Consider the following 25323-nt stretch of genomic DNA (forward strand, 5'->3'; position numbering starts at 1 on the left):
CTTTCGTTCGCCCTTCGTTCAAAGCCGATGGCGGATCAACCAGTTGATATGTCTTCAGTTGCATCTCCTGGAACTGGTGCGGGCCATGCCGGGCGCCAGCCGCAAGGTTATCGCCGCGCAACTCCAGGAGCTGACGGCCGATGGTCTTGTCCTGCGCCTGACCCAGGATGGCGCGCGCCGCCGCGTCCGTTACTGTCTTTCTCCGGCCGGACGCGACCTTGTCACCGTATTGGCCGGCATCTTTGCCTGGTCACAACTGCAGCACTGATTGGTGTTCGCTCTTCGTTCTTGTTAACGATTTGTGGGTCTGCTAGCCTCCCCGGGAAGCTTGGGGGCGAAAGCTATGGTTGCGCGTGTTACCACCGTGGCATTTCAGGGCATCGAGGCCGTAGCGGTCGATGTGCAGGCGCATATTGCTCCGGGCTTTCCCGCCTTGGTTCTGGTCGGCCTGCCGGACAAGGCGGTGCGCGAAAGCGGCGAGCGGGTGCGGGCGGCGCTCACCGCATCCGGTCTCGGTCTGCCGCCCAAGCGCATCACCATCAACCTCGCCCCCGCCGACCTGCCCAAGGAAGGCAGCCATTATGATGTGCCCATTGCACTGGCGCTGATGGGGGCGCTCGGCGCCATTCCCCAGGATGCGCTGGATGGGTTCATGGCGCTCGGGGAACTGGGTCTGGACGGGCGGCTGGCTCACGTCGGAGGCATCCTGCCTGCGGCCATGGCAGCGAGCGCCAAGGGGTTGGGCATCATCTGCCCTGCGGCCTCCGGCCCCGAGGCCGCCTGGGCCGGCGAGGACATCGACATCATTGCCGCCGACAGTCTCATCGCCCTGGCCAATCACCTGACCGGCCACCAATTGCAGGCGCGGCCGCAACCGGGACGGCATCTGGCGGCGGCCGGCGACCTGCCCGACCTTGTCGACGTGCGCGGCCAGGCGGTGGCCCGCCGCGCGCTCGAGGTGGCGGCGGCCGGTGGGCACAACCTCCTGATGGTGGGGCCGCCCGGCGCCGGCAAATCCATGCTGGCGGCCCGCCTCCCCTCGATCTTGCCGCCGCTCTCGGCCCGCGAGCTGCTCGATATTTCCATGATCCAGTCCATCGCCGGCGAGCTGGCGGGCGGCGTTCTATCCGATCGGCGGCCGTTTCGCGCCCCGCACCATTCTGCCTCCATGGCGGCCCTGGTCGGGGGCGGCCTCAAGGTCCGGCCGGGGGAAGCGAGCCTCGCCCATAATGGCGTCCTGTTTCTCGACGAACTGCCCGAATTTGCCCCCAATGTGCTCGACAGCCTGCGCCAGCCGCTCGAAAGCGGCGAAACTGTCATTGCCCGCGCCAATGCCCGCGTCTCCTATCCGTCCCGCTTCCAGCTCGTGGCGGCGATGAACCCCTGCAAATGCGGCATGGCGGGTACGCCGGGTCATAGCTGCAAGCGCGGCGCGGCCTGCGCCAGCGAGTACCAGGCCCGGGTCTCAGGTCCGTTCCTGGATCGTATCGACATCCGCATCGATGTGCCGGCCGTCTCCGCTGCCGACATGATCGCCCCCGGTGCGCCGGCCGAAAGCTCCGCCGCCGTCGCTGCCCGCGTGGCGACGGCCCGGGAGCGGCAAAGGCAGCGCTATGCCGATGCCGGTCACGCCCGGGTGCTGACCAATGCAGCGGCGCCCTCGGCGCTGATCGAAAAACTGGTCGAGCCGGACCGGGGCAGCCAGTCTTTGCTGCTCCAGGCCGCCGAGCGGTTCAACCTGTCGGCCCGCGCCTATCATCGCGTGCTCAAGGTGGCGCGCACCCTTGCCGATCTGGCCGGGTCCGATAAGGTTGCCCGGCCCCATGTCGCCGAGGCCCTGAGCTACCGGCTCAATTTCGGTGCCGCCTGATCGGACCCCATGATGAAGCATCGCATTTCCGCCGGCGTCCTGGCGCTGCGCGACGACAGGATCCTGCTGGTGCGGCACTACCGCCCCGGCGTCCATGATTTCTGGGCCGGTCCCGGCGGCGGTGTCGAGGGAAGCGAGGAACTGCCATTGGCGGCCGAGCGCGAGGCCTTCGAAGAGGCGGGAGTACGGGTCCAGGCGCGGGTCATGGCCTATATCGATGAACTGGTCGACGATTGGGGCCGCATCGTCAAGTTCTGGTTCCTGGCCGACTATCTCTCCGGCGACATCGACGTCTCGGCCAATCCGGCCGAGGGCGAAGCGATCAGCGAGGCCGGCTGGTTCGCGCGGGACAGCCTGCCCGCGGGCCACGTCTTTCCCGACATCCTGCGCGATCGCTTCTGGGACGACCTGGCGACGGGCTTTCCCGCGCCCATCAAGCTGCCGCTCAAGCAGTCGATCTTCTGAGACCCTTCCCGCCATCTGCAAATCCGAAAGACGATTTACAGGTCCCGTTAATCGGGAGCGCACTACGCTCCCGGCAAATGGGGGCGGAGCGCCATGGCGGAAACTGGACAGCTGGTGCAGTGGAACGACGAGCGTGGCTTCGGCTTCATCGAAGGCAGCGATGGCGGGCGCCACTTCGTGCATATATCCGCCATCGGCCGTATTTGCCACGCGACCCCGCATTGGGGACCGCGTGAGATTTGAGCCCGGTCTCGGTGCCGATTGCCGGCCCCAGGCCAGGGGTGTCCGGATTCTGGGGGCCAATCCGGTCGGGATGGCGGGCGCCCGACGGCATGGCGCCACGTCAACGGGCCTGGACTGGCGCCTGGCCGGTGTCCTGCTGCTGCTCGTGCTGATGGCGACCGGCGCGCTTCTTGATCGCCTGCCCTGGGCGCTGCTTGCCGGATACGCGGCTGTTAGCGCGGTTTCGTTCACGGCCTATCGCCTCGACAAGTCATTCGCGGAAACCGGCCAGTGGCGCATCAGCCAGGGGACGCTTCTGGGTCTCGATCTCTGCCTTGGCCTTGTCGGTGGTCTTCTCGGCCAGACGCTGTTTCGGCACAAGACGCGAAAGCCGCGCTATGTCGCCGCGACCGCCCTGATTCTGCTCGCGCATCTGCTCTGGCTGGCGGCTTTTGCCGGCGGCCTGATCGACGCCGATATCATCGCCAGGTCAATGGCTTCGCTTCTGGCATCCGGTGCACAACGCGGTGGATAAGTCTGTGGACAAGCGTTTCACGTGAATCACGGCCGGCTTGCCGGTCAGCTGACCCGCCGATAGCCGCCCTGGATGCCCCGGGGCGAGAGCACCACCTGCCACAGATTGATCTGCCGGGCGCGGAACAGGGCGGCAAAGACCGAGAGATAATAGCGCCACATGCGCCGGAAGCGCTCGTCATAACGCGCTGACAGCCCTGCCCAGGCGGCGTCGAAATTGTCACGCCAGGCCATCAGGGTGCGATCATAGTCCGCGCCGAAATTGTGCCAGTCCTCCATGACGAAGAGGCCCTCGATCGCCTGCCCGATCTGGGCGATGGAGGGCAGCATGCCATTGGGAAAGATGTATTTTTCGGTCCAGGGGTCGCCATGGGTGGACGAGAAATTGCCCCCGATGCTGTGCAGGAGAAACAGGCCATCCGGCGCGACGAGGGATCGGGCCTTCTCGAAATAGGCGCGGTAGTTCTTGTATCCGACATGCTCGAACATGCCGATCGAGACCACCCGGTCGAACGTGCCTTCAAGGTCCATATAGTCCATGAGCCGGGTCTCGATCGGCAGACCGTCTGCACGGTCATTGGCAAGGGCCGCCTGCTCCTTGCTGACGGTGACGCCCAGGCCGGAAATGCCGTAGCGTTCCGCGGCAAATTGCAGAAACCCGCCCCAGCCCGAGCCGATATCGAGCACGCGCATGCCCGGCCCGAGGCCGATCTTGCGGCAGATGAGGTCGAGTTTGGCCTCCTGCGCCGCGTCCAGCGTCGTCGCCTCGGCCCAATAGCCGCAGGAATAGACCATGCGCCTGTCCAGCATGGCGGCGTAGAGATCATTGCCGAGATCGTAGTGCCGTTCGCCGACCTCGCGTACGCGCAGGCGCTGCAGGTTCAGGAGCCGCGCCTTGGCGACGCTGATCAGGAGCGGCAGGTCGCGGGGGAAGGCGTCATGCACCTGCGCCTTGGCCAGCTTGAACAACACGCCATCGAGCGGCTCGGCATCCCACCAGCCATCCATATAGCCTTCGCCCAGGCCCAGCGTGCCATCGCGCAGCAGGCGGGCGTAAAGCCGTTCGTCGTGAACATTGAGCTCGGCATGCGGCGCCGGGGCGACGGTAACGCCGGCCTTGGCAAGCTGGTCGAGCACGAAGTGTTTGGCAGATGACGTCATGATAACGGCAAAGCCCTATGGACACAGGATAAAATCCTAAGCCCATTGGCCCTTGCCGTTCAAGAGGGGGCACGGGCGGCCAAGGCCGCCCGCAGCTGGTGTGTCGGCAATGCTAGTGGAACTGCGCCGTCTCGGTCGATTCCGCCATCGCCGTGGTGGCGCTTTGGCCTTCGCTGACCGTCATCGACACGGCATCGAAATAGCTCGTCCCCACCTCGCGCTGGTGCCGGACGGCGGAGAAACCATGGGCTTCGGCGGCGAACTCGGCCTGCTGCAGCTTGGAATAGCCGGCCATGCCGTGCTCCTTGTAGCTGCGGGCCAGCTCGAAGGTTGAAAGGCTGAGATTGTGGAAGCCGGCGAGGGTAATGAACTGGTACTTGTAGCCCATGGCGGCGATTTCGCGCTGGAACCGGGCCATGGCGGCCTCGTCCATATGCTTGGCCCAGTTGAAGCTGGGCGAGCAATTATAGGCCAGCATCTGGTCGGGATATTCCCGGCGGATGCCTTCGGCGAACCGGCGCGCTTCCTCCAGGTCCGGCTTTGAGGTTTCGCACCAGATGAGATCGGCATAGGGCGCATAGGCGAGCCCCCGGGCAATGGCGCAATCCATGCCGCCCTTGAGGCGATAGAAACCCTCGGCCGTGCGTTCGCCGGTGACGAAAGGCTTGTCATAGTCATCGATATCAGAAGTGATCAGACGGGCCGCTTCGGCATCGGTGCGGGCCATGATCAGCGTCGGCACGCCCATGACGTCGGCCGCCAGGCGCGCGGCATTGAGCGTGCGCACGAACTGGCTGGTCGGCACCAGCACCTTGCCGCCCAGATGTCCGCACTTCTTTTCGCTCGCCAACTGATCCTCGAAATGCACCGCGGCGGCCCCGGCCTCGATCATCGCCTTCATCAACTCGAACACATTGAGCGCGCCGCCAAACCCGGCTTCGGCATCGGCGATGATGGGCACGAAGAAGTCGAGATCGGTCGTCGCCAGGCCGTCGGCCTTCTCCATGGCCTGGATCTGGTCGGCACGCTGCAGCGCCTTGTTGATGCGCTTGACCACCGCAGGCACGCTATCGACCGGATAGAGCGACTGGTCGGGATACATATTGCCTGACGAATTGGCGTCGGCCGCCACCTGCCATCCGGAGAGGTAGATGGCCTTGAGACCCGCCTTCACCTGCTGCACCGCCTGGTTGCCGGTAAAGGTGCCCAGGGTCGGCACGAAGTCTTCCGAATGCAGCAATTGCCAGAGCTTCCTGGCGCCATTTTCGGCCAGTGTATGGCGGATCGGCAGCGAACCGCTGAGGCGACGGACATCGGCCGGGGCATAGCTGCGGGCGATGGTCTTCCAGCGATCCGGAGCATAGTCCGGCGTCGGGAAGCTTTCGGGGCTGTTCGGCTTGTCGAGCATGTCTTGTCTCCTCGTCTGGACATGGCGGCGCCACTCCGCCGCATGCAGCGGAGGGCAATGATTCACGTGGAACTTTCTGGGTGTGATCGGCGCCAGCCTGCTAGCGCCAGAGTGGTGGCGGAAGCCGCCTCCTGAAGGGATGGCTAGACGGCCACCTTCCGCGAGAAGGTGGCGGCAATCATGCCGGCCCCGGAAAACAGCTCCTGCGCATCTTCTCCACCCACCAGCGTGAACTGGTGGCGGCCGATGCGCCCGGCAATGGCAAAGCCCTGGGCGGCCAGGCCGCGGGCCTTGAACTGGGCCATGGCCTCATTGGCGGTCGGGGCGATGATGGTGATGTATTCGTCGCGTTGTTCTGTGGTCGGGGACATTGGAGTTCCTCCTCGCTGATGTCTGTAAAGATTTGACAAACGCGTCAGATATGCAAGAGATATCCGAATAGAGGCCAGTAAAGCTGTAAAGCTGCGGTCAATTTCCGGCACAGAAGCTGTAAAGCTTGTAAATCCGGCGGAGGAGGAAACATGGTCGACACCGCTGAAGGCCAGATCGGCGGCCGCATCAAGCGGCTGCGGCGGCAGCGCCACCTCAACCAGGCCGACCTGGCCCAGTCGCTGGGCATTTCGGCAAGCTATCTCAACCTGATCGAGCACAATCGGCGCAAGGTGACCGTGCCCCTGCTGTTCTCCATTGCCGGCTATTTCGGGGTGGAGCCGGGGGAACTGGTGGACGGTGACGAGGGCCGGCTGGCGGGCGACCTCATGGAGGCCTTCGGCGACGACATCTTCGCCGACAGCGACGTGACCAATCACGAGATCCGCGATCTCGCCCAGGCCAATCCGGCCGCGGCCAGGGCGGTGCTCAAGCTCTATGACCGCTATCGCCTGCTGGCCTCGGGCGCCCCTGCTCCCAGGCAGGAAGGCGACGCGGAGCCCTTCCACCTGGCGACCGATGCCATCTCCGATTTCCTGCAGGCCAATTCCAACCACTTCCCCAGCCTTGAGGATGCGGCCGAGCGTGTGCGCGCCGATATCGACAATGCTGGAGACAGTTTCGAGACGGCCATCCGCACCTATCTCTTCAACGTCTTCGGCCTGGAAGTGCGGCTGGCCTCCCTGCCCCACGGCATCGCCCGCCAGCTCGACGCGGCCCGACGCCATCTGCTCGTCTCCGATCTGCTGGCCGCCGAAAGCGCCAGCTTCCTGCTTGCCCAGCAGATCGGGCAATTGGCGGCCGAGGCGGAAATGGCCGAAATCATTGCCACCTCCGATCTGCCCGAGGGCGACGCCCCGGCCCTTGCCCGCAACGTGCTATCGGCCTATTTCGCCGCCGCGCTGATCATGCCCTATGCGCCCTTCCTCAAGGCCTGCCGCGATTACCGCTACGATATCGAGCGGCTGGGCCGGCGCTTTGGCGCCAGTTTCGAGCAGGTCTGCCACCGCATGACCACGCTGCAGCGCAAGGGCGCGTCCGGCATTCCGCTGCATCTGGTGCGCACCGACATCGCGGGCAACATCTCCAAGCGCTTCTCGCTCTCGGGCATTCATATTCCGCGCCATTCCGGCGCTTGCCCGCGCTGGAACATCTATGCGGCCTTCCTCGCGCCCGAACGCATCAGTGTCCAGGTCAGCCAGATGCCGGATGGGCAGCGCTTCTTCTGCATCGCGCGCACCATCACCAAGGGCGATTACCGCTACAACGCGCCAAGGCGCTACCTGTCGGTGGGGCTGGGCTGCGCCATCCACCACGCCAAGGAATTGATCTATTCGGACGGCATCGACCTATCCAGCGATCAGCAGGTGGTGCCGATCGGGGTCGGATGCCGTATCTGCCCGCGCCTCGAATGCGGACAGCGCGCCCATCCCCCGGCCGACCACCGCTTCCGCATCGACGAGACGATCCGCCCCGAAAGCCTTTATGCGCGAATGGGTTAGAGCGTTTTCAGCAGAAGTGGACCCCACTTTTGCGGTTCGAAAACGCGACAAAGCAAAGAAATAGAGCGCCCGTTCTGATTCAATCAGAACGGGAGCTGCTCTAGTTCTCGCTGTCCTGGCTGCGCCGGTCATGCGTCCAGCTGGCGCGCCATTCCTTTTCCAGCACCGCACGGCGCTTGCCATAGCGATCCTCGGTAATGGTGAGGCAGACGATGCGGTCGGTGCGGAAATTGCGAAAATCCTGGCGCAGCAGGCACCAGGCGGCAATGGTCTGCTTGCCTTCATAGAAGGCCAGGCCCACTGGCCAGATGGTGCGGCTGGTGGCGCGCCCCTGCTCGTCCTCATAATCGATGGTGACGGCTTTCTCCTGCCGCATGGCAAGGCGGATATCGCCCAGCACCGGAATGGGCTTGCGTTGCCCCCACAGCGCCACCGGCCAGAGCGCGGTATCGCTGATCCGGTCGCGCAGATCCTCCGGTGAGGCCGTGGCGATCTTGGCCAGTGCGTTGCGGGCAGCCGCGCTCAATCCGTCATCGGGCTGCGTCTCGACCCAGCGTGCCCCCAGCACCAGCGCTTCCAGCTCCTCGGGACTGAACATCAGCGGCGGCAGGAAGAAGCCGGGTTTGAGCATATAGCCCACGCCGGCCTCGCCATCGATGGGCGCGCCCAGCCCGATCAGCGTCTGGATGTCGCGATAGAGCGTGCGCACCGACACGTTCTGCTCCTCCGCCAGGGCCGCGGCCGTGATCGGCCGGCGATGGCGCCGGAGCGCATCCATGATCGAGAACAGGCGTTCGGTCTTGTCCATGTGCATTCCTCCATCGCGGCCCCCGCCAGCAATCCGGCGGGAGAATGATCGTAGGGTCTGACAGGTCGCGTCAGCAGCCAGCCGCTAACGCTGCGCCGATCAGGCGATCTCGATTTCGCACCAATGGCTATAGGGCCGGTCGGGCGAGTGGATGACATTGGGAAAGTGCGGATTGTGCACCGCATCGGCAAAGGCCTGGTCTTCGAGGCAGAAGCCGGAATGCTTGCCATAGTGCCTGCCGCCTAGACCTGGTACCGGCACATCGGTCCACACCCCGTTATAGACCTGAACGCCGGGGCGATCGCTCCAGAGCTTGAGTGTCAGCTCCCCATCCGGGGCGACCACATGGGCGATCGGGTCGGCGGTCTTGCGGCCGGTGTCGAGCACCATGCCGATATCATAATCGACCGGTGCCCCATTGGCGTCGCGCATGGTGCGGGGCTGGCGCAGGTCATAGACGGTGCCGCGCGAAGGCAGGATGGCGCCGGTGGGCGCCAGGTCCGCACCCAGCTCGGTATAGGCGCTCGAATTGACCTGGATGGTGTGGTCGAGCACCGTGTCGGTGGTGCCGAGGTTGAAATACTGGTGCTGCACCAGGCTGATCGGGGTGGCCCGATCGGTCGTGGCCGTCAGTTCGAGCCGCAGCCGGTTGCCGGCCAGCGTATAGGTCGCCGCGAAATTGACATTGCCGGGATAGCCCATGGCGCCATCGGGCGAAAAATGCGTGAAGCGCACCGCATTATTGGCGCTGTCGGCCTGGCCCTGCCAGACCTGTCGCCCCAGCCCTTCGGCGCCGCCATGCAATTGCAGGTCGCCGGCATTGGCCGGCAGCTGGTAGGTGACCCCGTCCAGCTCGAAGCTGGCATTCTTGATGCGATTGGCGACGCGCCCGGCCAGCGAGCCGAAATGCGGGCTATGGGCGGGATAAGCGTCGAAATGATCGAAACCCAGCACCACACTGCGTTCGCTGCCGGCCACCGGCACGCGCCAGTCCCGCACGACCACGCCATAGCCGATAATGTCGACGGTGACGCCGGTGTCGCTGGTGAGGCGGAATTGATCCACCCGTTGCCCGTTATGCTCGCCGAAACCGGTAACTGCGATGGCCATGATCGTTCCCTCGTCCCCATATATCGGGGCGGAGCTGTAGCGCTATTCGCCCTCTGGCTGCAACGCTGCACTTGACCTTTCGTGTTGCGCCCACAATCGTGCGGCGGCGCAATTCGCGTGCGGTAGGGGAACAGGTTTGAGCGAAGAAACGATCAGACGCCGGGCCACGGTCCATGATGTGGCCAGGGCCGCAGGAGTGTCGCTGGCGACTGTGGATCGGGTGCTCAATGGCCGTCCCGGCGTCCGCGCGGCCACAGCCGAAAAGGTCGAGGAAGCGATCGCGCGGCTCGGCTTCTCGCGCGATCTCAATGCGTCGCTGATGGCGCGGGCACGCGACCTCAGCGTCGTGTTCTTCATCCCCGATGGCTCCAACGAGTTCATGGATAGTCTCGCCGAGGCGGTGCATCGCCGGTCGCCTCTGGCATTGGCAGACCGCATCCATCTCGACATGCGCCGGGTGCGCGCGCTCGATCCCGCCGCCCTGTCGGCCGGGCTCGACCAGCTCGATCCGCGCAGCTGCGATTGCGCTGTCATCGTATCCAGTGACGAGCCTGAAGTGCTTGCCGCCATCGATGCCGCGCATCGCCGGGGCATTGCCGTCATGACGCTGGTGTCCGACCTGCCCGGATCGGCCCGCCGCAATTTCATCGGCATCGACAATGTCGCGGCAGGGCGCACTGCCGCTTCGCTGATGGGGCGGTTCCTGCCCCAGGGCGGCAAGGTCGCCGTGGTGGCCGGCTCGCTGCATCTGCGCGATCATGCCGAACGTCTTGAGGGCTTTCGGGCAGCGCTGGCCTCGGAGTTCCCCGGCATTGCCATTATCGGCCCGCTCGAGGGCCATGACGAACGCACCGAAACCGCCAAGATCATCCGCCAGCTGCTGGCCGATCATCCCGATCTTGCCGGGCTCTACAATCTGGGCGCTGGCAATGCGGGGCTGGTGACGGCGCTGGAAGCCTCGGGCCGCAGCGGGTCCCTGCGCGTCATCGCCCATGAGCTGACGGCGCCCACCCGGGCCGGCCTCATCAGCGGCGCCATCGACGTCGTGCTGGACCAGAACCCGGATGGCGAAATCCGCGAAGCCATTGCCGCGGCCCGCGCCCTGGCGCTCGATGCCAGCCGGGTTGCCGCGACTGACCCCATTGAAATTGGGATTTTCCTGCGCGACAATCTGCGCTAAGAAGCGCGCCAATCATCAAATCGGCGTAGCCCTGAAAGGGCGGGAGGACGTTACGATGTTTAGGTTCGGATTTCATGAGGTACGTGCCTCATGACCTTTCTGGGTATTGATATCGGCACCTCCGGCGTCAAGGCGCTGCTGATCGACGAGAACGGCAGAGCCCTGGGCGATGCATCGGCGCCCGCCGTCGAGCCGGTGCGCCCGCGTCCCGGCTGGTCCGAGCAGAATCCTGCCGATTGGTGGACGGCCACGCTGGGGGCCATCGACGCGCTCAGCCAGAGCCATCCCAGGGAGCTTGCAGCGGTCAAGGGCATCGGGCTTTCCGGCCATATGCATGGTGCCACGCTTCTCGGCGAGAATGACGACGTGCTGCGGCCCTGCATCTTGTGGAACGATGGGCGCTCCGCCGCCGAATGCGCCGAGATGGAAGCCAAGCTGCCGCGTCTTCGAGAGATTGCCGGCAATATCGCCATGCCGGGCTTCACCGCTCCCAAGATTGCCTGGGTGCGCAAGCATGAGCCGGACATCTATGCGCGCATCCGCAAGGTGTTGTTGCCCAAGGCCTATGTCCGGCTGCTTCTGACCGGTGAACATGTGGAAGACATGTCGGACGCCGCCGGCACCCTCTGGATGGACGTGGCGCGGCGCGACTGGTCCGATGCCCTGCTCGGCGTCACCGGCCTGACCCGCGAACACATGCCGCGCCTCGTCGAAGGTTCCGCTGTCTCGGCCCAATTGAAGCCCGAACTCGTGGCCCGCTGGGGCATGTCGGGGCCCGTCGTGGTCGCTGGCGGCGCCGGCGATAATGCCGCGGCCGCCTGCGGCATCGGCGCCATCCGGCCCGGCGAGGGCTTTGTCTCGCTGGGCACTTCGGGGGTGCTCTTCGTCTCCAATGAGAAGTTCAGCCCCAATACCGAGGGCGCCGTCCATGCCTTCTGCCACGCCATCCCCGATACCTGGCACCAGATGGGCGTCATCCTCTCGGCTACCGACAGCCTCAACTGGCTGAGCCGCATCACCGGCAAGAAGCAGGCCGAGCTGTCCGGTGAGGCCGAGGCGCAGTTCAAGGGGCCGGGCGAGACCCTTTTCCTGCCCTATCTTTCGGGCGAACGCACCCCGCACAACAATGCCGATGCCCGCGGCTCCTTTGTGGGCCTCAGCCAGTCCACCGACACCGCCCAACTGGCCCAGGCCGTCATGGAAGGCGTGACCTTCGCCATGCGCGATTGCCAGCGCGTCCTGGCCGATGCGGGCACCTCCATCAACCGCCTCCTGGCGGTGGGTGGCGGCAGCAAGTCGGCCCTGTGGCTGAAAATGCTGGCCACCAATCTCGACATGGAAATCGCCCTCCCCGAGGACGGCGATTTCGGCGGTGCGTTGGGGGCGGCCCGCCTGGGTCTTTGCGCTGCCACCGGCGCCGACCCAGTGGACGTGATGTCCATGCCGCCGATCAAGACCATTATCGCGCCCGACCACAAGCTGTCGGCCGCCTATACCGATCAATACACGCGCTATCGCGCACTCTACCCTGCCATCGAGGAGGCACGTTCGTGACCGATTTTTTCAAGGGCCTGAACCAGGTCAAGTTTGAAGGTTCTGCCAGCAAGAATCCGCTGGCCTACCGCCACTACAACAAGGACGAGATCGTCGCCGGCAAGCGCATGGAAGACCATATCCGTCCGGCCATCGCCTATTGGCATACCTTTGCCGCCGAGGGCGGCGACCCGTTCGGCGGCCGCACCTTCGACCGCCCCTGGTATGACAAGGGCATGGAAGGCGCCAGGCTCAAGGCCGATGTGGCTTTCGAGTTCTTCGACCTGCTCGACGTTCCCTTCTTCTGCTTCCACGATGTCGATATCGCTCCCGAGGGCGAGACGCTGGCGGAAAGCAACAAGAATGTCCGCGCCATCGGCGAGATTTTCGCCAGGAAGATGCAGAGCCAGCGCACCAAGCTCCTCTGGGGCACGGCCAATCTCTTCTCCAACCGCCGCTATATGGCGGGCGCCGCCACCAATCCCGATCCGGAAGTCTTCGCCTATGCCGCCGGCCAGGTGAAGAATGTGCTCGAACTGACCCATGAGCTGGGCGGCGAGAACTACGTGCTCTGGGGCGGCCGTGAGGGCTACGAAACCCTGCTCAACACCAAGCTGGGTCACGAGCAGGACCAGATGGCCCGCTTCCTCACCCTGGTCATCGAGCACGCCAAGAAGATCGGCTTCAAGGGCCAGATCCTGATCGAGCCCAAGCCGCAGGAGCCCAGCAAGCACCAGTACGACTACGACGTCGCCACGGTCTATGGCTTCCTGCAGCGCTACGGGCTGGAAAAGGAAGTGAAGTGCAATATCGAAGTCGGCCACGCCTTCCTCGCGGGTCATTCCTTCGAACACGAGCTGGCTGTCGCCTCCTCGCTGGGCATGCTCGGCTCGGTCGACGCCAACCGCAACGATTTGCAGTCCGGCTGGGACACCGACCAATTCCCCAACAATGCCGGTGAAATGGCTTTGGCCTTCTACTACATCCTCAAGCAGGGTGGCCTGGGCCAGGGCGGCTTCAACTTCGACGCCAAGGTGCGCCGGCAGTCGCTCGACCCGGCCGATCTGCTCTATGGTCACATCGGTGGCCTCGACACGCTGGCACGGGGCCTCAAGGGCGCCGCGGCCCTGATCGAGGACGGCGAATTCGATACGCTCATGGACGAACGCTATGCCGGCTGGAACCAGCCCGGTGCCGCCGCCATGCTCAAGGGCGACCGCACACTGGAGCAGATTTCAGACTGGGTGCTGGCCGAAAACATCAATCCCCAGCCGCGCTCCGGCCGCCAGGAGTATCTCGAAAACCTGGTCAACCGGTTCGTTTGAGGCTCCTATGTCACCTGACCACCTGTCGGCGCGCTATCCGTACTACCGAGAGATGGTCAGGGACGAACTGATTGGGTGGGCGCCGTCCACCCAACTTCAACCTTGGTATCTGCTACCAAGTGACCAGATCTTTCGGGCGGACCTCAGGTGGTCAAATCACGCCGAGGACCGCCCGTTGATAGTTTTCGCCCGTCGTCAGGATACCGATGACTGTGCCTGCATCTGTGACCACGGTGGCGGCGTCTATGATGTGGTGCTCATTCAAGGTTGGACCAGCCAGGGAAATGGCTTCGAGATCGTGCAGCGGCATACCAGTCTCAAGGACTGGTACCGCAGCGCGACGGATGACTGCTCCAGCTGGAAAAATCCGACTGACTAAACACTTGTGAGATTGCAATGCCAACCATCACCAATCCCATTCTCCCCGGCTTCAACCCGGACCCGTCCATTCTGCGTGTGGGCGATGACTACTACATCGCCACCTCCACCTTCGAGTGGTTCCCGGGCGTGCAGATCCATCACAGCAAAGACCTCGCCAACTGGGAGCTGATCACCCGTCCGCTCACCCGGAAAAGCCAGCTCGACATGCGCGGCGATCCGGACAGCTGCGGCGTCTGGGCGCCCTGCCTCACCCATGACGGGGACAAATTCTGGCTGGTCTATACCGACGTCAAGCGCAAGGACGGCTCGTTCAAGGACGCGCATAATTACATCGTCTGGGCCGACAAGATCGAAGGGCCCTGGTCGGACCCGGTCTATGTCAATTCCTCGGGCTTTGACCCCTCGCTGTTCCACGACGACGACGGGAAGAAGTGGTTCGTCAACATGACCTGGGACCACCGCCGGCGGCCGCTGCTGTTTGCCGGCATCGTCTTGCAGGAATTCGACCCCAAGGCCGGCAAGCTCGTCGGCCCGATCAAGAACATCTACAAGGGTACAGACCTCAAGCTGGTCGAAGGCCCGCATCTCTATAAGCGCAATGGCTGGTATTATCTGCTCACCGCCGAAGGCGGCACGGCCTATGACCATGCCTGCACCTTTGCCCGCTCGCGCACTATCGACGGGCCCTACGAGACCCATCCCGACAAGCACATCCTGACCTCTAAGGACGCGCCACTGGCCGCCCTGCAGCGCGCCGGCCATGGCGACATTGTCGAGACGCCGGAGGGCAAGACCTATCTCGTGCACCTGACCGGTCGCCCGACCACCCAGGAACGCCGCTGCGTTCTCGGTCGCGAAACCGCGATCCAGGAAGCCTATTGGGGCGAGGACGACTGGCTCTATGTCAAGAACGGCCCGGTGCCCTCGCTCCATGTCGAGGTGCCCGGCACCCGCGACGAGGCCAACTACTGGGCCGAGCAGCGCTACACCTTCGAGAACGGCCTGCCCATCGACTTCCAATGGCTGCGCACGCCCGAGACGGAACGTATCTTCTCGACCGACAGCGGCAAGCTGACCCTTTTCGGGCGCGAATCCATCGGGTCCTGGTTCGAGCAGGCGCTGGTGGCGCGGCGTCAGCAGCATTTCTCCTATGATGCCGAGACCGTGGTCGACTTCGCTCCCACCGACGAGCGCACCTTTGCCGGGCTGACGGCCTATTACAGCCGCTACAACTTCTTCTATCTCGCGGTCACCGCCCACTCCGACGGGCAGCGCGAACTGCTGCTGATGAGCTCGGAAATCTCCTGGCCCGACGGCAATCTTCGCTTCCCCGCCGATCCGGTGCAGATCCCCAATGAGGGCAAGGTGAAGCTCGCGCTGACCATTCGCGGCAAGGCGCTGCAATTCTTCTACGCGCTGGAAGGCCAGGAACTGCAGCCCATCGGCCCGGTGCTCGATGCGTCCATTCTCTCGGACGAGTGCGGTGGTCACCAGGCGCATGGCAGCTTCACCGGTGCCTTTGTCGGCATGGCGGCCAGCGACCTCAACGGCACCGCGAGCCCGGCCAGCTTTGACTATTTCCTCTATCGTCCGCAGCACGATGCCTCGGACCGTTACGAGATCGACAGCCTCAAATAGCATCGTCGTCTCAATCAAAGGCGCGGGAGAGAACGGCTTGTCTCTTCCGCGCCTTGTCATTTTCGGGTTGACCGGCGAGTCTGGCTGTCGCGAGTCAAAGGGAGCCAACAATGAAACTCGAATCCATCGCCCTGCATCATGGATATGAATCGGAGGCCACCACCAAGGCGGCGGCCGTACCGATCTACCAGACGACCTCCTACACCTTCGATGACACCCAGCACGGGGCCGACCTGTTCGATCTCAAGGTGGCGGGCAATATCTATACCCGCATCATGAACCCCACCACCGCGGTTCTGGAGGCGCGGATCGCCGAGATGGAGGGCGGTATCGGCGCGTTGGGCTTGGCCTCGGGCATGGCCGCCATCACCTATGCCATCCAGACCATTGCCGGCGTCGGCGACAATATCGTCTCGGTCTCCCAGCTCTATGGCGGCACCTATAACCTGTTCGTCCACTCCTTCCCCCGCCAGGGCATCGAGACGCGGCTGGTGCATCACGACGACTACGAGGGCTTCGAAAAGGCCATCGACGACAAGACCAAGGCCGTCTTCCTCGAATCCATCGGCAATCCGGCCGGCAATGTAGTGGACATCGAGCGCATTGCCGAGATCGCTCACCGCCACGGCGTGCCGGTGATCGTCGACAATACGGTGGCGACCCCCTATCTCACCCGCGCCTTCGATTTCGGGGCCGATATCATCGTGCATTCGCTGACCAAATATATCGGTGGTCATGGCACCTCGATCGGCGGCGTCATCGTCGATTCGGGCCGGTTCGACTGGAAGGCCAATGCAGCCCGCTTCCCGGTTCTCAACGAGCCCGACCCGTCCTATCACGGCGTGGTCTATACCGAGGCGCTGGGCCCGGCGGCCTATATCGGCCGCGCCCGCGTGGTGCCGCTGCGCAATACCGGGGCGGCGCTCTCGCCCATGAACGCCTTCATGATCCTGCAGGGCCTGGAAACGCTGGGCCTGCGCATGGAGCGCCATTGCGCCAATGCGCTCAAGGTCGCCCAGCACCTCAAGAACCATCCCAAGGTGGCCTGGGTGAACTATGCCGGCCTTGAGGACAGCCCATATCACGCCACGGCGCAGAAAATCTCGAAGGGGTCCGGTTCGGGCATCCTCTCCTTCGGCATCCAGGGCGGCAAGGAAGCGGGTGCCCGCTTTATCGACGCCCTGCAGATGATCCTGCGGCTGGTCAATATCGGCGATGCCAAATCGCTCGCCTGCCACCCCGCCACCACCACCCACCGCCAGCTCTCGCCCGAGGAATTGAAGCGCGCCGGCGTGTCCGAGGACCTGGTACGCATCTCGGTGGGCATCGAGCATGTCGATGACATCATCGCCGATATCGACCAGGCCCTCGCCAAGGCTTGATCAAGAAATCCCGCGCCGGGGGCGACAAGTCCCCGGCGCGGGCGTAGACTCTCTTTCATAGCGGTCGCAGTCTTGCGTCTCGCGCCGGTCATGCGCTTTCGCAAAGCTTGCGGCCTCCAATGTACGGAGGAGTGTTGACCATGGCCCGCATGCATATCATGGCCGGACCCGGCGAAAAGCTGGACATGCCGGCGATCCGAACCATCACACTGGGCGATCTCGGCGACGTGCTTAGGCGCGGCGCGGCCGATTTCTGGGCCAAGCCCAGCCATTATGTGCTGCTCATGCTGATCTATCCGATCATCGGCATTGTGCTCACGGTGTGGATGAACGGCTGGCACGCCTGGACCCTGCTCTATCCCCTGGTTGGCGGCTTTGCGCTCGTCGGGCCCATCGCCGCGCTGCCACTCTATGAAGTCTCGCGCCGGCTCGAGGCCGGCGAAGATCCCAGCTGGCGCGACGCCATGAGCGTGCTGCGCTCCCCCGCCATTGGCAGCATATTGGCGGTGGGCGCCATGCTCTTCGTCTTGTTCACCCTCTGGCTCACCAGCGCCCAGGCGCTCTATGAAAGCCTCTTCGGGGCGGCGCCGCCCCACACCCTTATCGGCCTTGCCAACCAGATTTTCAGCGAACCGGGCGGCATGACATTGCTGGTCGCCGGCACCGGGCTTGGCGCGCTCTTTGCGCTGGTGGTGCTGTGCACCAGCGTCATCGCCTTCCCGCTGCTGCTCGACCGGGATGTCGGTGCCTATGTGGCGGTGGAAACCTCGCTCCGGGCGGTGCGCCACAATCTCGTGCCGCTGCTGGCCTGGGGCATCATCGTGGGGGCGGGGCTGTTCCTGGCCTCCCTGCCCCTGTTCGTCGGCCTGGCAGTGGTGCTGCCCATCTTCGGGCACGCCACCTGGCACCTCTATCGCAAGCTGGTCGAACCCATCTCGATGATCCGGGGCAGTTGAGGCGGGCTGCGCTGCTCCAATCGCGCGCGATCCAGCCGCATGATATCGGGACTTGAAAACCCCCCGGGCCCGGTTGGATTTTGCGCGCGAACCGCCTAAGGTCCGGGTTCATTTTCGAGCCCTGACGCCCGCGCCCATGGACCAGACCCCCTTCGAGGCCACAGCCGGCGCCGCCCCTGCGGCCCTGACGCCCATGATGGCGCAATATTTCGAGATCAAGGCGGTCAATCCCGGCTATCTGCTTTTCTACCGCATGGGCGATTTCTACGAGCTGTTCTTCGAGGACGCCGAGATCGCCAGCGCCGCCCTGGGCATTGTCCTCACCAAGCGTGGCAAGCATCTGGGCGAGGATATCCAGATGTGCGGCGTGCCCATCCACGCTGCCAATGATTATCTCAACAAGCTGATCAAGCTGGGCCATCGCGTCGCCATCTGCGAGCAGATGGAGGACCCGGCCGAGGCCAAGAAGCGCGGCTCCAAATCCGTCGTCCGCCGCGACGTGGTCCGTCTCGTCACCCCCGGCACGCTGACCGAGGACGACCACCTCGATGCGCGCTCGGCCAATTATCTTGCGGCGCTCGCCATGGTGCGCCATGGCGACACCGATTTTGCCCTGGCCTGGGCGGACATCTCGACCGGCGAAACTTTCGTGTCCGATCTTTCGGCCGATGCCCTGCAGGACGAGATGGCCCGCATTGCGCCGGCCGAACTGCTGCTCACCGATGCCGCCCGCGCCGCGCTTACGGAACGGCACCTGTTCGCCCCGGCCTGGTCTGGCATCGCCACCGCCATTCCAGCGGCGCTGGCGGATAGCGAAGCGGCCATGCCGGTGTTGCGGGCGGCCTTTCCCGCCGATAGGTTCGATCCCAGCGCCCTCAGCCGTGCGGGCCGCGCCGCCCTTGGCGCGCTGGTCACCTATGTGGGGGAAAGCCAGAAGGGGCGTACCGCCCCGCTCCGCGCGCCGCTCAGCAATGCCGCCGAAACCGTTATGGCCATTGACGCGGCGACGCGATCCTCGCTCGAAATCCTCCAGACCCAGCGCGGGCAGGCCAAGGGTTCGCTCCGCCATGCCATCGACCTGACGGTCACCGCGCCCGGGGCGCGATTGCTCGCCGGCCGGCTGGCAGCACCGCTGCGCCGGGCCGACCTGGTCAATGAGCGGCTCGATGCGGTCGGCAGGCTCGTCGATGACACGCTGCTGCGCACAAGGCTGCGCCAGGACCTCAAGACGGCGCCGGACCTGGCCAGGGCCTTGTCGCGCCTGGCGCTGGAACGCGGCGGGCCGCGCGACCTGATGGCCATTGGCAAGGCGGTGTCGGCGGCCTTGGACTTGGCGGCCCACCTCAAGGGCCAGCCCGATCTGCCGCGCGTGCTGGCCGGTCTGGCCGACATTCTCGACGCGGCGCCGCGGCCGCTGGCCAGCGAACTGGCCCTGGCACTGGACGACGAACTGCCCCTGCTCACCCGCGATGGCGGCTTCGTGCGGCCCGCCTATGACGGCACGCTGGACGAAGAACGGTCCCTTGGCCGCGAGACGCGCGCCGTGGTGGCCGCCTTGCAGGCCCGCCTCATGGACGAGACCGATGTCCGGTCGTTGAAGATCAAGCACAATGGCGTGCTCGGCTTCTTCGTCGAGGTGCCCGCCGCCCACGGCCAGAAGCTGCTCGAGGCGCCCTGGCGCGAGGCCTTCATCCACCGCCAGACGCTGGCCAATGCCATGCGCTTCACCACCACCGAACTGGCCGAACTCGAAGGCCGGATCGCGCGGGCGCAGGACGCGGCGCTCGAGATCGAGCTCGACATCTTTGCCCGCCTGCGCGATGCGGTGCTGGACCTGACGGCGCAATTGCAGGGGCTTGCCGATGCCCTTGCCGAGCTCGACGTTACCGCCGCTCTCGCCGAAGTGTCCGCCCAGCGCGGCTATTGCCGCCCGATCGTCGATGACAGCCTTGCTTTCGCCATTTCCGGCGGGCGTCATCCGGTCGTGGAGTTGATGGTCAAGGCCGAAGGCCAGAGCTTTGTTGCCAACGACGCCGATCTTTCGGGTAGCGAAGAGATCGGCGGCGGGTCGCTCTGGCTGGTCACCGGCCCGAATATGGGCGGTAAGTCCACCTTTCTCAGGCAGAATGCGCTGATCGCCATCCTGGCGCAGATGGGCTGCTACGTGCCTGCCGACAGCGCCCATATCGGCGTTGTCGACCGGCTGTTCTCCCGCGTTGGCGCCAGCGACGACATTGCCCATGGCCGCTCGACCTTCATGGTCGAAATGGTCGAGACCGCCGCCATCCTCAACCGCGCCACCCGGCGATCGCTGGTGGTCCTCGACGAGATCGGGCGCGGCACCGCCACTTTCGATGGCCTCTCCATCGCCTGGGCCGCGGTCGAGGCGCTGCACGAGACCACCGGTTGCCGGGCGCTGTTCGCCACTCATTTTCACGAATTGACCAGCCTCGCCAAGACCCTGTCACGCGTTGCCAATGTCACCATGAAGGTGCGCGAATGGGAGGGCGAGGTGGTGTTCCTGCACGAGGTCGGCCCCGGCGCCGCCGATCGTTCCTATGGCATCCAGGTGGCGCGGCTGGCCGGCCTGCCCGAACCGGTCATTGCCCGCGCCCGTCAGGTGCTCGATGTGCTCGAACAGCGCTCGGCGGGCACCGCCTCTTCCAGCCAGAAAGCCAGCGTGCTAGACGATCTGCCGTTGTTTGCCCACCAGCCTGCCCCGGCGCCCAAGGGCAAGGACCCCATCCATGAAGCGCTCGACGCCGTTCGCCCCGACGAGATGACACCATTGCAGGCCATCGAAGCGCTCTATCAACTAAAGAAAATCCGCGATGACGCTCGCCGAAGCTGAGGTCAGGCCCAGAAAGCCACAGTTCGCGCTCAAGACCGCCGACACCATTCTTGCCGAACTCGACGCCCTGGTGGGCGAGGAACCGGCGCGCTCGCCCACGGCCCGCGCAGCCGTGCTGGCCCATATCCGCCACACCCTGGCGGAGGCCCGCACCAGCGCCGAGGCGGAATTGCTGGCCAATTCCAAGGGCACGCGCTGCGCCCAGAACCTGTGTGCGGCGCAGGACGAAATCATCACCGCGGTGCATCGCTTTGCCACCACGCGGGTCTATCCGGTGGACAATCCCTCGGGCGCGGAAGCCATCGCCCTCTCGGCGGTGGGGGGTTATGGCCGCGGCACGCTGGCGCCGGGTTCCGACATCGATCTGCTCTTCATCCTGCCTTATAAGCAGACGCCCTGGGGCGAACAGGTTACCGAATATATTCTCTACATGCTCTGGGACCTGGGGCAGAAGGTCGGCCATGCCGTGCGCTCGGTCGACGAGTGTATCCGCATGGCCCGCGCCGACATGACGGTGCGGACCGCCACGCTCGAAGCGCGCTTCCTCACTGGCGACAGGGCGCTTTACGACCAGCTGACGCACCGGTTCGAAACCGAGATCATGCCGCGCACCGGCCCCGAATTCATCGCTGCCAAGATGGCCGAGCGCGATGAGCGCCACAAGCAGATGGGCAATACCCGCTATGTGGTCGAGCCCAATATCAAGGACGGCAAGGGCGGCCTGCGCGATCTCAACACCCTGTTCTGGATCGGCAAGTACTTCTATCAGGTCAAGTCCAGCAACGACCTCGTCGACAAGGGGGTGTTGAGCGCCGCCGAGAACCGGCTGTTCTCGCGCGCCGAGGATTTCCTCTGGGCGGTGCGCTGCCACCTGCATTTCATAACCGGTCGGGCCGACGAAAAGCTGACCTTCGACGTGCAACCCGAGCTGGCGCGCCGCATGGGCTACGCCGAACGGCTGGGCATGCTGGGGGTCGAGCGCTTCATGAAGCGCTATTTCCTGGTCGCCAAGGATGTGGGCGACCTAACCCGCATCATTTGCGCATCTCTCGAATTCCATCACGCCAAGGACATGGATCTGGTGGGGCGCGTGCTCGCCCCCTTCCGCTCGGGCAAGACCCGGATCAAGGGCGAGACGGCCTTCATCGTCGATACCGGCCGGCTCAACATCACCTCGCCGGACGTGTTCGAGAAGGAACCGGTCAATCTCATCCGCGCCTTCATGGTGGCCGGCCGCGAGGAATTGCTGTTCCATCCTGATGCCATCAAGCATATCCGCGACAGCCTGCGCCTGATCGACAACAAATTGCGCAATGACCCCCGGGCCAATGCGCATTTCCTGACCATCCTCACCAATCCCAACTATGTCGAGCGTATCCTGCGGCAGATGAACGAGAGCGGGGTCCTGGGCAAGTTCGTGCCCGACTTCGGCAAGATCGTCGCGCTGATGCAGTTCAACATGTACCACCACTACACGGTGGACGAGCACCTGATCCGCTCGGTCGGCGTCATGGCCGAGATCGCCAATGGCGGCCTCCGCAATGAACTGCCGCTCACCCATGAATTGCTGCCCCAGCTTAACGACACGCGCCTGCTCTATGTGGCGCTGTTCCTGCACGACATCGCCAAGGGCCGCCCCGAGGATCACTCGATCGCCGGTGCCCGCATCGCCCGAAAGCTCTGCCCGCGCTTCGGCCTGACCGAGGCCGAGACCGACACCGTCTCCTGGCTGATCGAATATCACCTGCTGATGAGCGAGATCGCCCAGGCGCGCGACATCCAGGACCCCGAAACCGCCAAGAGCTTTGCCGATGTGGTGCAATCGCCCCAGCGCCTGGCACTGCTGATGATCCTCACCGCCTGCGATATCCGGGCCGTGGGCCCCGGCACCTGGACAGGCTGGAAGGGAAGCCTGTTGCGCGCCCTCTATTTCGCCACCGAGCCCCTGCTCTCGGGCGGCCACAGCCAGGTCAGCCAGTCCGATCGCGTCAACGAGGCCCGCAAGGCGCTCACCCAGGCGCTCAGCAACTGGGCGCCGGCCGATATCGAGGCCTATACCGCCCGGCACTACGATCACTACTGGCTGCGCGCCGAGCCCGAACTGCAGCTCGAACACGCCAAGATGATCCGCAGTGCCGACAGCAGCGACCAGCCCTTCGCCGGCTCGATCCGCGTCAAGGCCTTCGAGGGGATCACCGAGGTCAGCTTCTATACGCCCGATCACCCTCGCCTGCTCTCGCTGATCGCCGGTGCCTGCACCATGCAGGATGCCTCGATCATCGGCGCGCAGATCTTCTCGACTCGCGATGGCCGCGCCATCGACACCTTCCGCCTGCGCCGCACTTTCACGTCGGACGAGGACGAGAAGGTGCGCGCCACCCGAATCATCGATACGGTCAAGCAGCTCCTGCAGGGCAAGCGCCAGGTGCTGATCGACCTGGGCAAGGAAAGCCGGCACAACAAGCGCCTCAGGCCCTTCGCCCTGCCGGCCCAGGTCGTTGTCAGCAATGCCATCTCGGAAAAGTTCACCGTCATCGAGGTCTCCGGCCTCGACCGCATCGGCCTGCTCTATGCGCTGACCCGCGAGATTTCCGATCTCAACCTCACCATCGGCTCGGCCCATATCGGCACCTATGGCGAAAAGGCCGTGGACGTCTTCTACGTCACCGACCTCACGGGCCAGAAGATCCACGTCAAGTCACGCCAGAAGAAGATTCACGACGCGCTGATGGCCGTGTTCAAGCGGCCGCAAGAGGAGAAGGGTCAGGACAAAAGGCAGGCCAATGGGTGACGTGCTGTGGGAGCCGCCAGACTGGAGTGCGTGGCCCCACCCCACCCTCAATCCCTCCCCATCGAGGGGAGGGAGGCGCAGGGCCGAGGCGCTTGAGTTCATCACCTCCCTCCCCCTTGTGGGGAGGGTAGCGCAGCTCGGCCGAAGGGCCGTAGCGAAGCTGGGGTGGGGGTGCGTTACCCCATGAGTCTCTTCCGCAATTTCGTTTCCGTGGGCTCGCTGACCCTGCTCAGCCGCCTGGCCGGCTTTGCCCGGGATGCGCTGATGGCGGCAGTGCTGGGCACCGGGCCGGCCGCCGACGCCTTCTTTGCGGCCTTCCGCTTTCCCAACCTGTTCCGGCGCCTGTTCGCCGAAGGGGCCTTCAACACCGCCTTCGTGCCGATGTTCTCCGGTGCCCTGGAGCGCGAGGGTGAAGAGGGGGCCAGGCTGCTCGCCGCCCGCATCATGAGCTGGCTGGTGGTGATGTTGTTCATCGTCACCCTCCTGGCCGAAATCTTCATGCCCCAGGTCATGCTGGCCTTCGTGCCGGGCTTTGCCGACGATCCGGCCAAATACGAGCTGACCGTGCTGCTGACGCGGATCATGTTCCCCTATCTGGCCTGCATGTCGCTGATGGCCGCCTATGGCGCCATCCTCAACACGCTGGGGCGCTTCTTCGCGGCCGCCTTCGCGCCGGTGCTGCTCAATATCGTCAATATTGCCATGCTGGTGCCACTGGCCACCGTCTGGGTCCAGGCGCCGGCCGACGCGACCATCTGGGTGGCGATCGCCACCATGGGCGGCGGCATCGCCCAGCTCGTGCTGGTCTGGGCGGCCATCGAACGGGCCGGCTTCCGGCCCAGTTTCCGGCTGCCCCGGCTCGACCCGGAAGTCAGGCGCTTCTGGGTGCTGGCGGTGCCCGCGATCCTGGCCGGCGGCATTACCCAGATCAACATTTTTGTGGGCACCATCATTGCCTCGGGCGCCGACAACGCCATTTCGGTGCTCTCCTATGCCGACCGGCTCTACCAGCTGCCATTGGGCATTATCGGCATTGCCATCGGCACGGTGCTGTTGCCCGAGCTCTCGCGGCACCTCAAGGGCGGACGCGACGCCGAAGCGCGGGCCAGCCAGGACCAGGCGCTCTTCGTGTCCATGCTGCTCACCATGCCCGCCGCCGTGGCGCTGATCGCGCTGGCCGAACCCATCGTGCGGGTCCTGTTCGAACGCGGTGCCTTCGACGCTTTGGCGACGACCCAGACCGCCGAGGCCCTCATCGCCTTCGCCACGGGCCTGCCGGCCTATGTGCTCATCCGCGTGCTGCAGCCGGGCTTCTTTGCCCGCGAGGACACCGTCACGCCGACAATATTCGCCGGGGTCAGCGTCGTGGCTAATATCGCCATCTCGCTCCTTCTGTTTCCCAGCTTCCTGCATGTCGGCATCGCCATCGCCACCGCCGCTTCCTCCTGGCTCAACGTGCTCCTGCTCGCCGGCACATTGGCCCTCCGCCACCATTTCGCGCTGACGCGCCGGCAATGGCGGGGCCAGCTCGCCATCGCGCTGATCAGCCTCGTCATGGGCTGTGCGCTCTGGGTGCTGGCGCGGCAAGGCGCGGCGCATCTGATGAGCGGGGTGCCGCTCTGGCGCCAGTCCGGCGTGCTGGCGTCATTGATCGGCTTTGGCGTGCTGGTCTATTTCACGCTCATTCACGTCAGCGGCACGCAGCCCCTCGGCCTGCTGCTGCGGCGCCTCAGGCGCGGCTAGACAGGACAAAGAGCTCTAGCGGTTTTCATCGCGC

The 25323-nt window shown here is 64.8% G+C and carries 21 protein-coding genes; 15 read left to right on the forward strand and 6 right to left on the reverse strand.

What is annotated here, in order from left to right:
• The first annotated feature begins 34 nt into the window (after positions 1–34).
• The 5 genes from K1X15_RS20355 to K1X15_RS20375 all read left to right on the forward strand — a co-directional run bounded on the left by K1X15_RS20355 (position 35) and on the right by K1X15_RS20375 (position 3092).
• Positions 35–268, forward strand: a complete 234-nt coding sequence (locus K1X15_RS20355; protein WP_276315330.1) for a winged helix-turn-helix transcriptional regulator — start codon at positions 35–37, stop codon at positions 266–268.
• Positions 269–343: 75 nt separating this feature from the next.
• Entirely contained in the window at positions 344–1870 is a 1527-nt protein-coding gene (locus tag K1X15_RS20360) for a YifB family Mg chelatase-like AAA ATPase (protein ID WP_220305353.1), read from the forward strand.
• 9 nt (positions 1871–1879) lie between these two features.
• Positions 1880–2335: an NUDIX domain-containing protein gene (locus tag K1X15_RS20365; RefSeq protein WP_220305354.1), complete on the forward strand. Its 456-nt coding sequence runs from the start codon at positions 1880–1882 to the stop codon at positions 2333–2335.
• Positions 2336–2428: 93 nt separating this feature from the next.
• A complete protein-coding gene (locus K1X15_RS20370) occupies positions 2429–2578 on the forward strand; it encodes a cold-shock protein (RefSeq protein ID WP_220305355.1) in 150 nt (49 codons plus the stop codon).
• Entirely contained in the window at positions 2568–3092 is a 525-nt protein-coding gene (locus K1X15_RS20375) for a DUF1294 domain-containing protein (protein WP_220305356.1), read from the forward strand. Before K1X15_RS20370 ends, K1X15_RS20375 begins: the two co-directional genes overlap by 11 nt.
• A 44-nt stretch (positions 3093–3136) precedes the next feature.
• Here K1X15_RS20375 and cfa read toward each other — a convergent pair whose 3' ends face one another.
• The 3 genes from cfa to K1X15_RS20390 form a co-directional block, all read right to left on the reverse strand.
• Positions 3137–4252 (reverse strand): cyclopropane fatty acyl phospholipid synthase, encoded by a 1116-nt coding sequence (cfa, locus tag K1X15_RS20380; protein WP_220305357.1) that lies wholly within the window; start codon positions 4250–4252, stop codon positions 3137–3139.
• Positions 4253–4364: 112 nt separating this feature from the next.
• Positions 4365–5660 carry an isocitrate lyase gene (aceA, locus tag K1X15_RS20385; RefSeq protein WP_220305358.1) on the reverse strand — a complete coding sequence of 432 codons (1296 nt, stop codon included), beginning with the start codon at positions 5658–5660 and terminating at the stop codon, positions 4365–4367.
• A gap of 143 nt (positions 5661–5803) precedes the next feature.
• Complete coding sequence (locus K1X15_RS20390) at positions 5804–6031, reverse strand: hypothetical protein (RefSeq protein ID WP_220305359.1); 228 nt, start codon at positions 6029–6031, stop codon at positions 5804–5806.
• 150 nt (positions 6032–6181) lie between these two features.
• Between K1X15_RS20390 and K1X15_RS20395 the strand changes: the two genes are divergently transcribed.
• Positions 6182–7591, forward strand: coding sequence for a helix-turn-helix domain-containing protein (locus K1X15_RS20395; RefSeq protein ID WP_220305360.1), 1410 nt, complete (start codon positions 6182–6184; stop codon positions 7589–7591).
• Between the two features lie 100 nt (positions 7592–7691).
• Here the strand turns inward: K1X15_RS20395 and K1X15_RS20400 are convergent, their stop codons facing one another.
• Both K1X15_RS20400 and K1X15_RS20405 read right to left on the reverse strand, forming a co-directional pair.
• Complete coding sequence (locus K1X15_RS20400; RefSeq protein ID WP_220305361.1) at positions 7692–8399, reverse strand: helix-turn-helix transcriptional regulator; 708 nt, start codon at positions 8397–8399, stop codon at positions 7692–7694.
• 99 nt (positions 8400–8498) lie between these two features.
• Positions 8499–9509 carry an aldose epimerase family protein gene (locus K1X15_RS20405; RefSeq protein WP_220305362.1) on the reverse strand — a complete coding sequence of 337 codons (1011 nt, stop codon included), beginning with the start codon at positions 9507–9509 and terminating at the stop codon, positions 8499–8501.
• A 136-nt stretch (positions 9510–9645) separates the two neighbouring features.
• On the opposite strand from K1X15_RS20405, the gene K1X15_RS20410 reads away from it, so the two are divergent.
• The 3 genes from K1X15_RS20410 to xylA all read left to right on the forward strand — a co-directional run bounded on the left by K1X15_RS20410 (position 9646) and on the right by xylA (position 13547).
• Positions 9646–10689 (forward strand): LacI family DNA-binding transcriptional regulator, encoded by a 1044-nt coding sequence (locus K1X15_RS20410; protein WP_240549587.1) that lies wholly within the window; start codon positions 9646–9648, stop codon positions 10687–10689.
• Between the two features lie 90 nt (positions 10690–10779).
• Positions 10780–12243, forward strand: a complete 1464-nt coding sequence (gene xylB, locus K1X15_RS20415) for a xylulokinase (protein WP_220305363.1) — start codon at positions 10780–10782, stop codon at positions 12241–12243.
• Positions 12240–13547, forward strand: a complete 1308-nt coding sequence (gene xylA, locus K1X15_RS20420) for a xylose isomerase (protein WP_220305364.1) — start codon at positions 12240–12242, stop codon at positions 13545–13547. Before xylB ends, xylA begins: the two co-directional genes overlap by 4 nt.
• 151 nt (positions 13548–13698) lie before the next feature.
• Here the strand turns inward: xylA and K1X15_RS20425 are convergent, their stop codons facing one another.
• Positions 13699–13857 (reverse strand): hypothetical protein, encoded by a 159-nt coding sequence (locus K1X15_RS20425; protein ID WP_220305365.1) that lies wholly within the window; start codon positions 13855–13857, stop codon positions 13699–13701.
• A gap of 86 nt (positions 13858–13943) precedes the next feature.
• Between K1X15_RS20425 and K1X15_RS20430 the strand changes: the two genes are divergently transcribed.
• From K1X15_RS20430 to murJ, 6 genes are all read left to right on the forward strand, one after another.
• Complete coding sequence (locus tag K1X15_RS20430; protein WP_220305366.1) at positions 13944–15566, forward strand: glycoside hydrolase family 43 protein; 1623 nt, start codon at positions 13944–13946, stop codon at positions 15564–15566.
• Positions 15567–15676: 110 nt separating this feature from the next.
• Positions 15677–16948 (forward strand): O-acetylhomoserine aminocarboxypropyltransferase/cysteine synthase family protein, encoded by a 1272-nt coding sequence (locus tag K1X15_RS20435; protein ID WP_220305367.1) that lies wholly within the window; start codon positions 15677–15679, stop codon positions 16946–16948.
• 140 nt (positions 16949–17088) lie between these two features.
• Positions 17089–17904 (forward strand): DUF2189 domain-containing protein, encoded by an 816-nt coding sequence (locus tag K1X15_RS20440; RefSeq protein WP_220305368.1) that lies wholly within the window; start codon positions 17089–17091, stop codon positions 17902–17904.
• A 136-nt stretch (positions 17905–18040) separates the two neighbouring features.
• Positions 18041–20755, forward strand: a complete 2715-nt coding sequence (gene mutS, locus K1X15_RS20445; protein ID WP_240549588.1) for a DNA mismatch repair protein MutS — start codon at positions 18041–18043, stop codon at positions 20753–20755.
• Entirely contained in the window at positions 20736–23546 is a 2811-nt protein-coding gene (locus K1X15_RS20450; protein WP_220305369.1) for a [protein-PII] uridylyltransferase, read from the forward strand. Before mutS ends, K1X15_RS20450 begins: the two co-directional genes overlap by 20 nt.
• Before the next feature lie 183 nt (positions 23547–23729).
• Complete coding sequence (gene murJ / locus K1X15_RS20455; protein ID WP_220305370.1) at positions 23730–25289, forward strand: murein biosynthesis integral membrane protein MurJ; 1560 nt, start codon at positions 23730–23732, stop codon at positions 25287–25289.
• Positions 25290–25323 lie beyond the last annotated feature (34 nt).

The sequence above is a fragment of the Devosia salina genome, assembly GCF_019504385.1.
Taxonomy (GTDB): Bacteria; Pseudomonadota; Alphaproteobacteria; order Rhizobiales; family Devosiaceae; genus Devosia; species Devosia salina.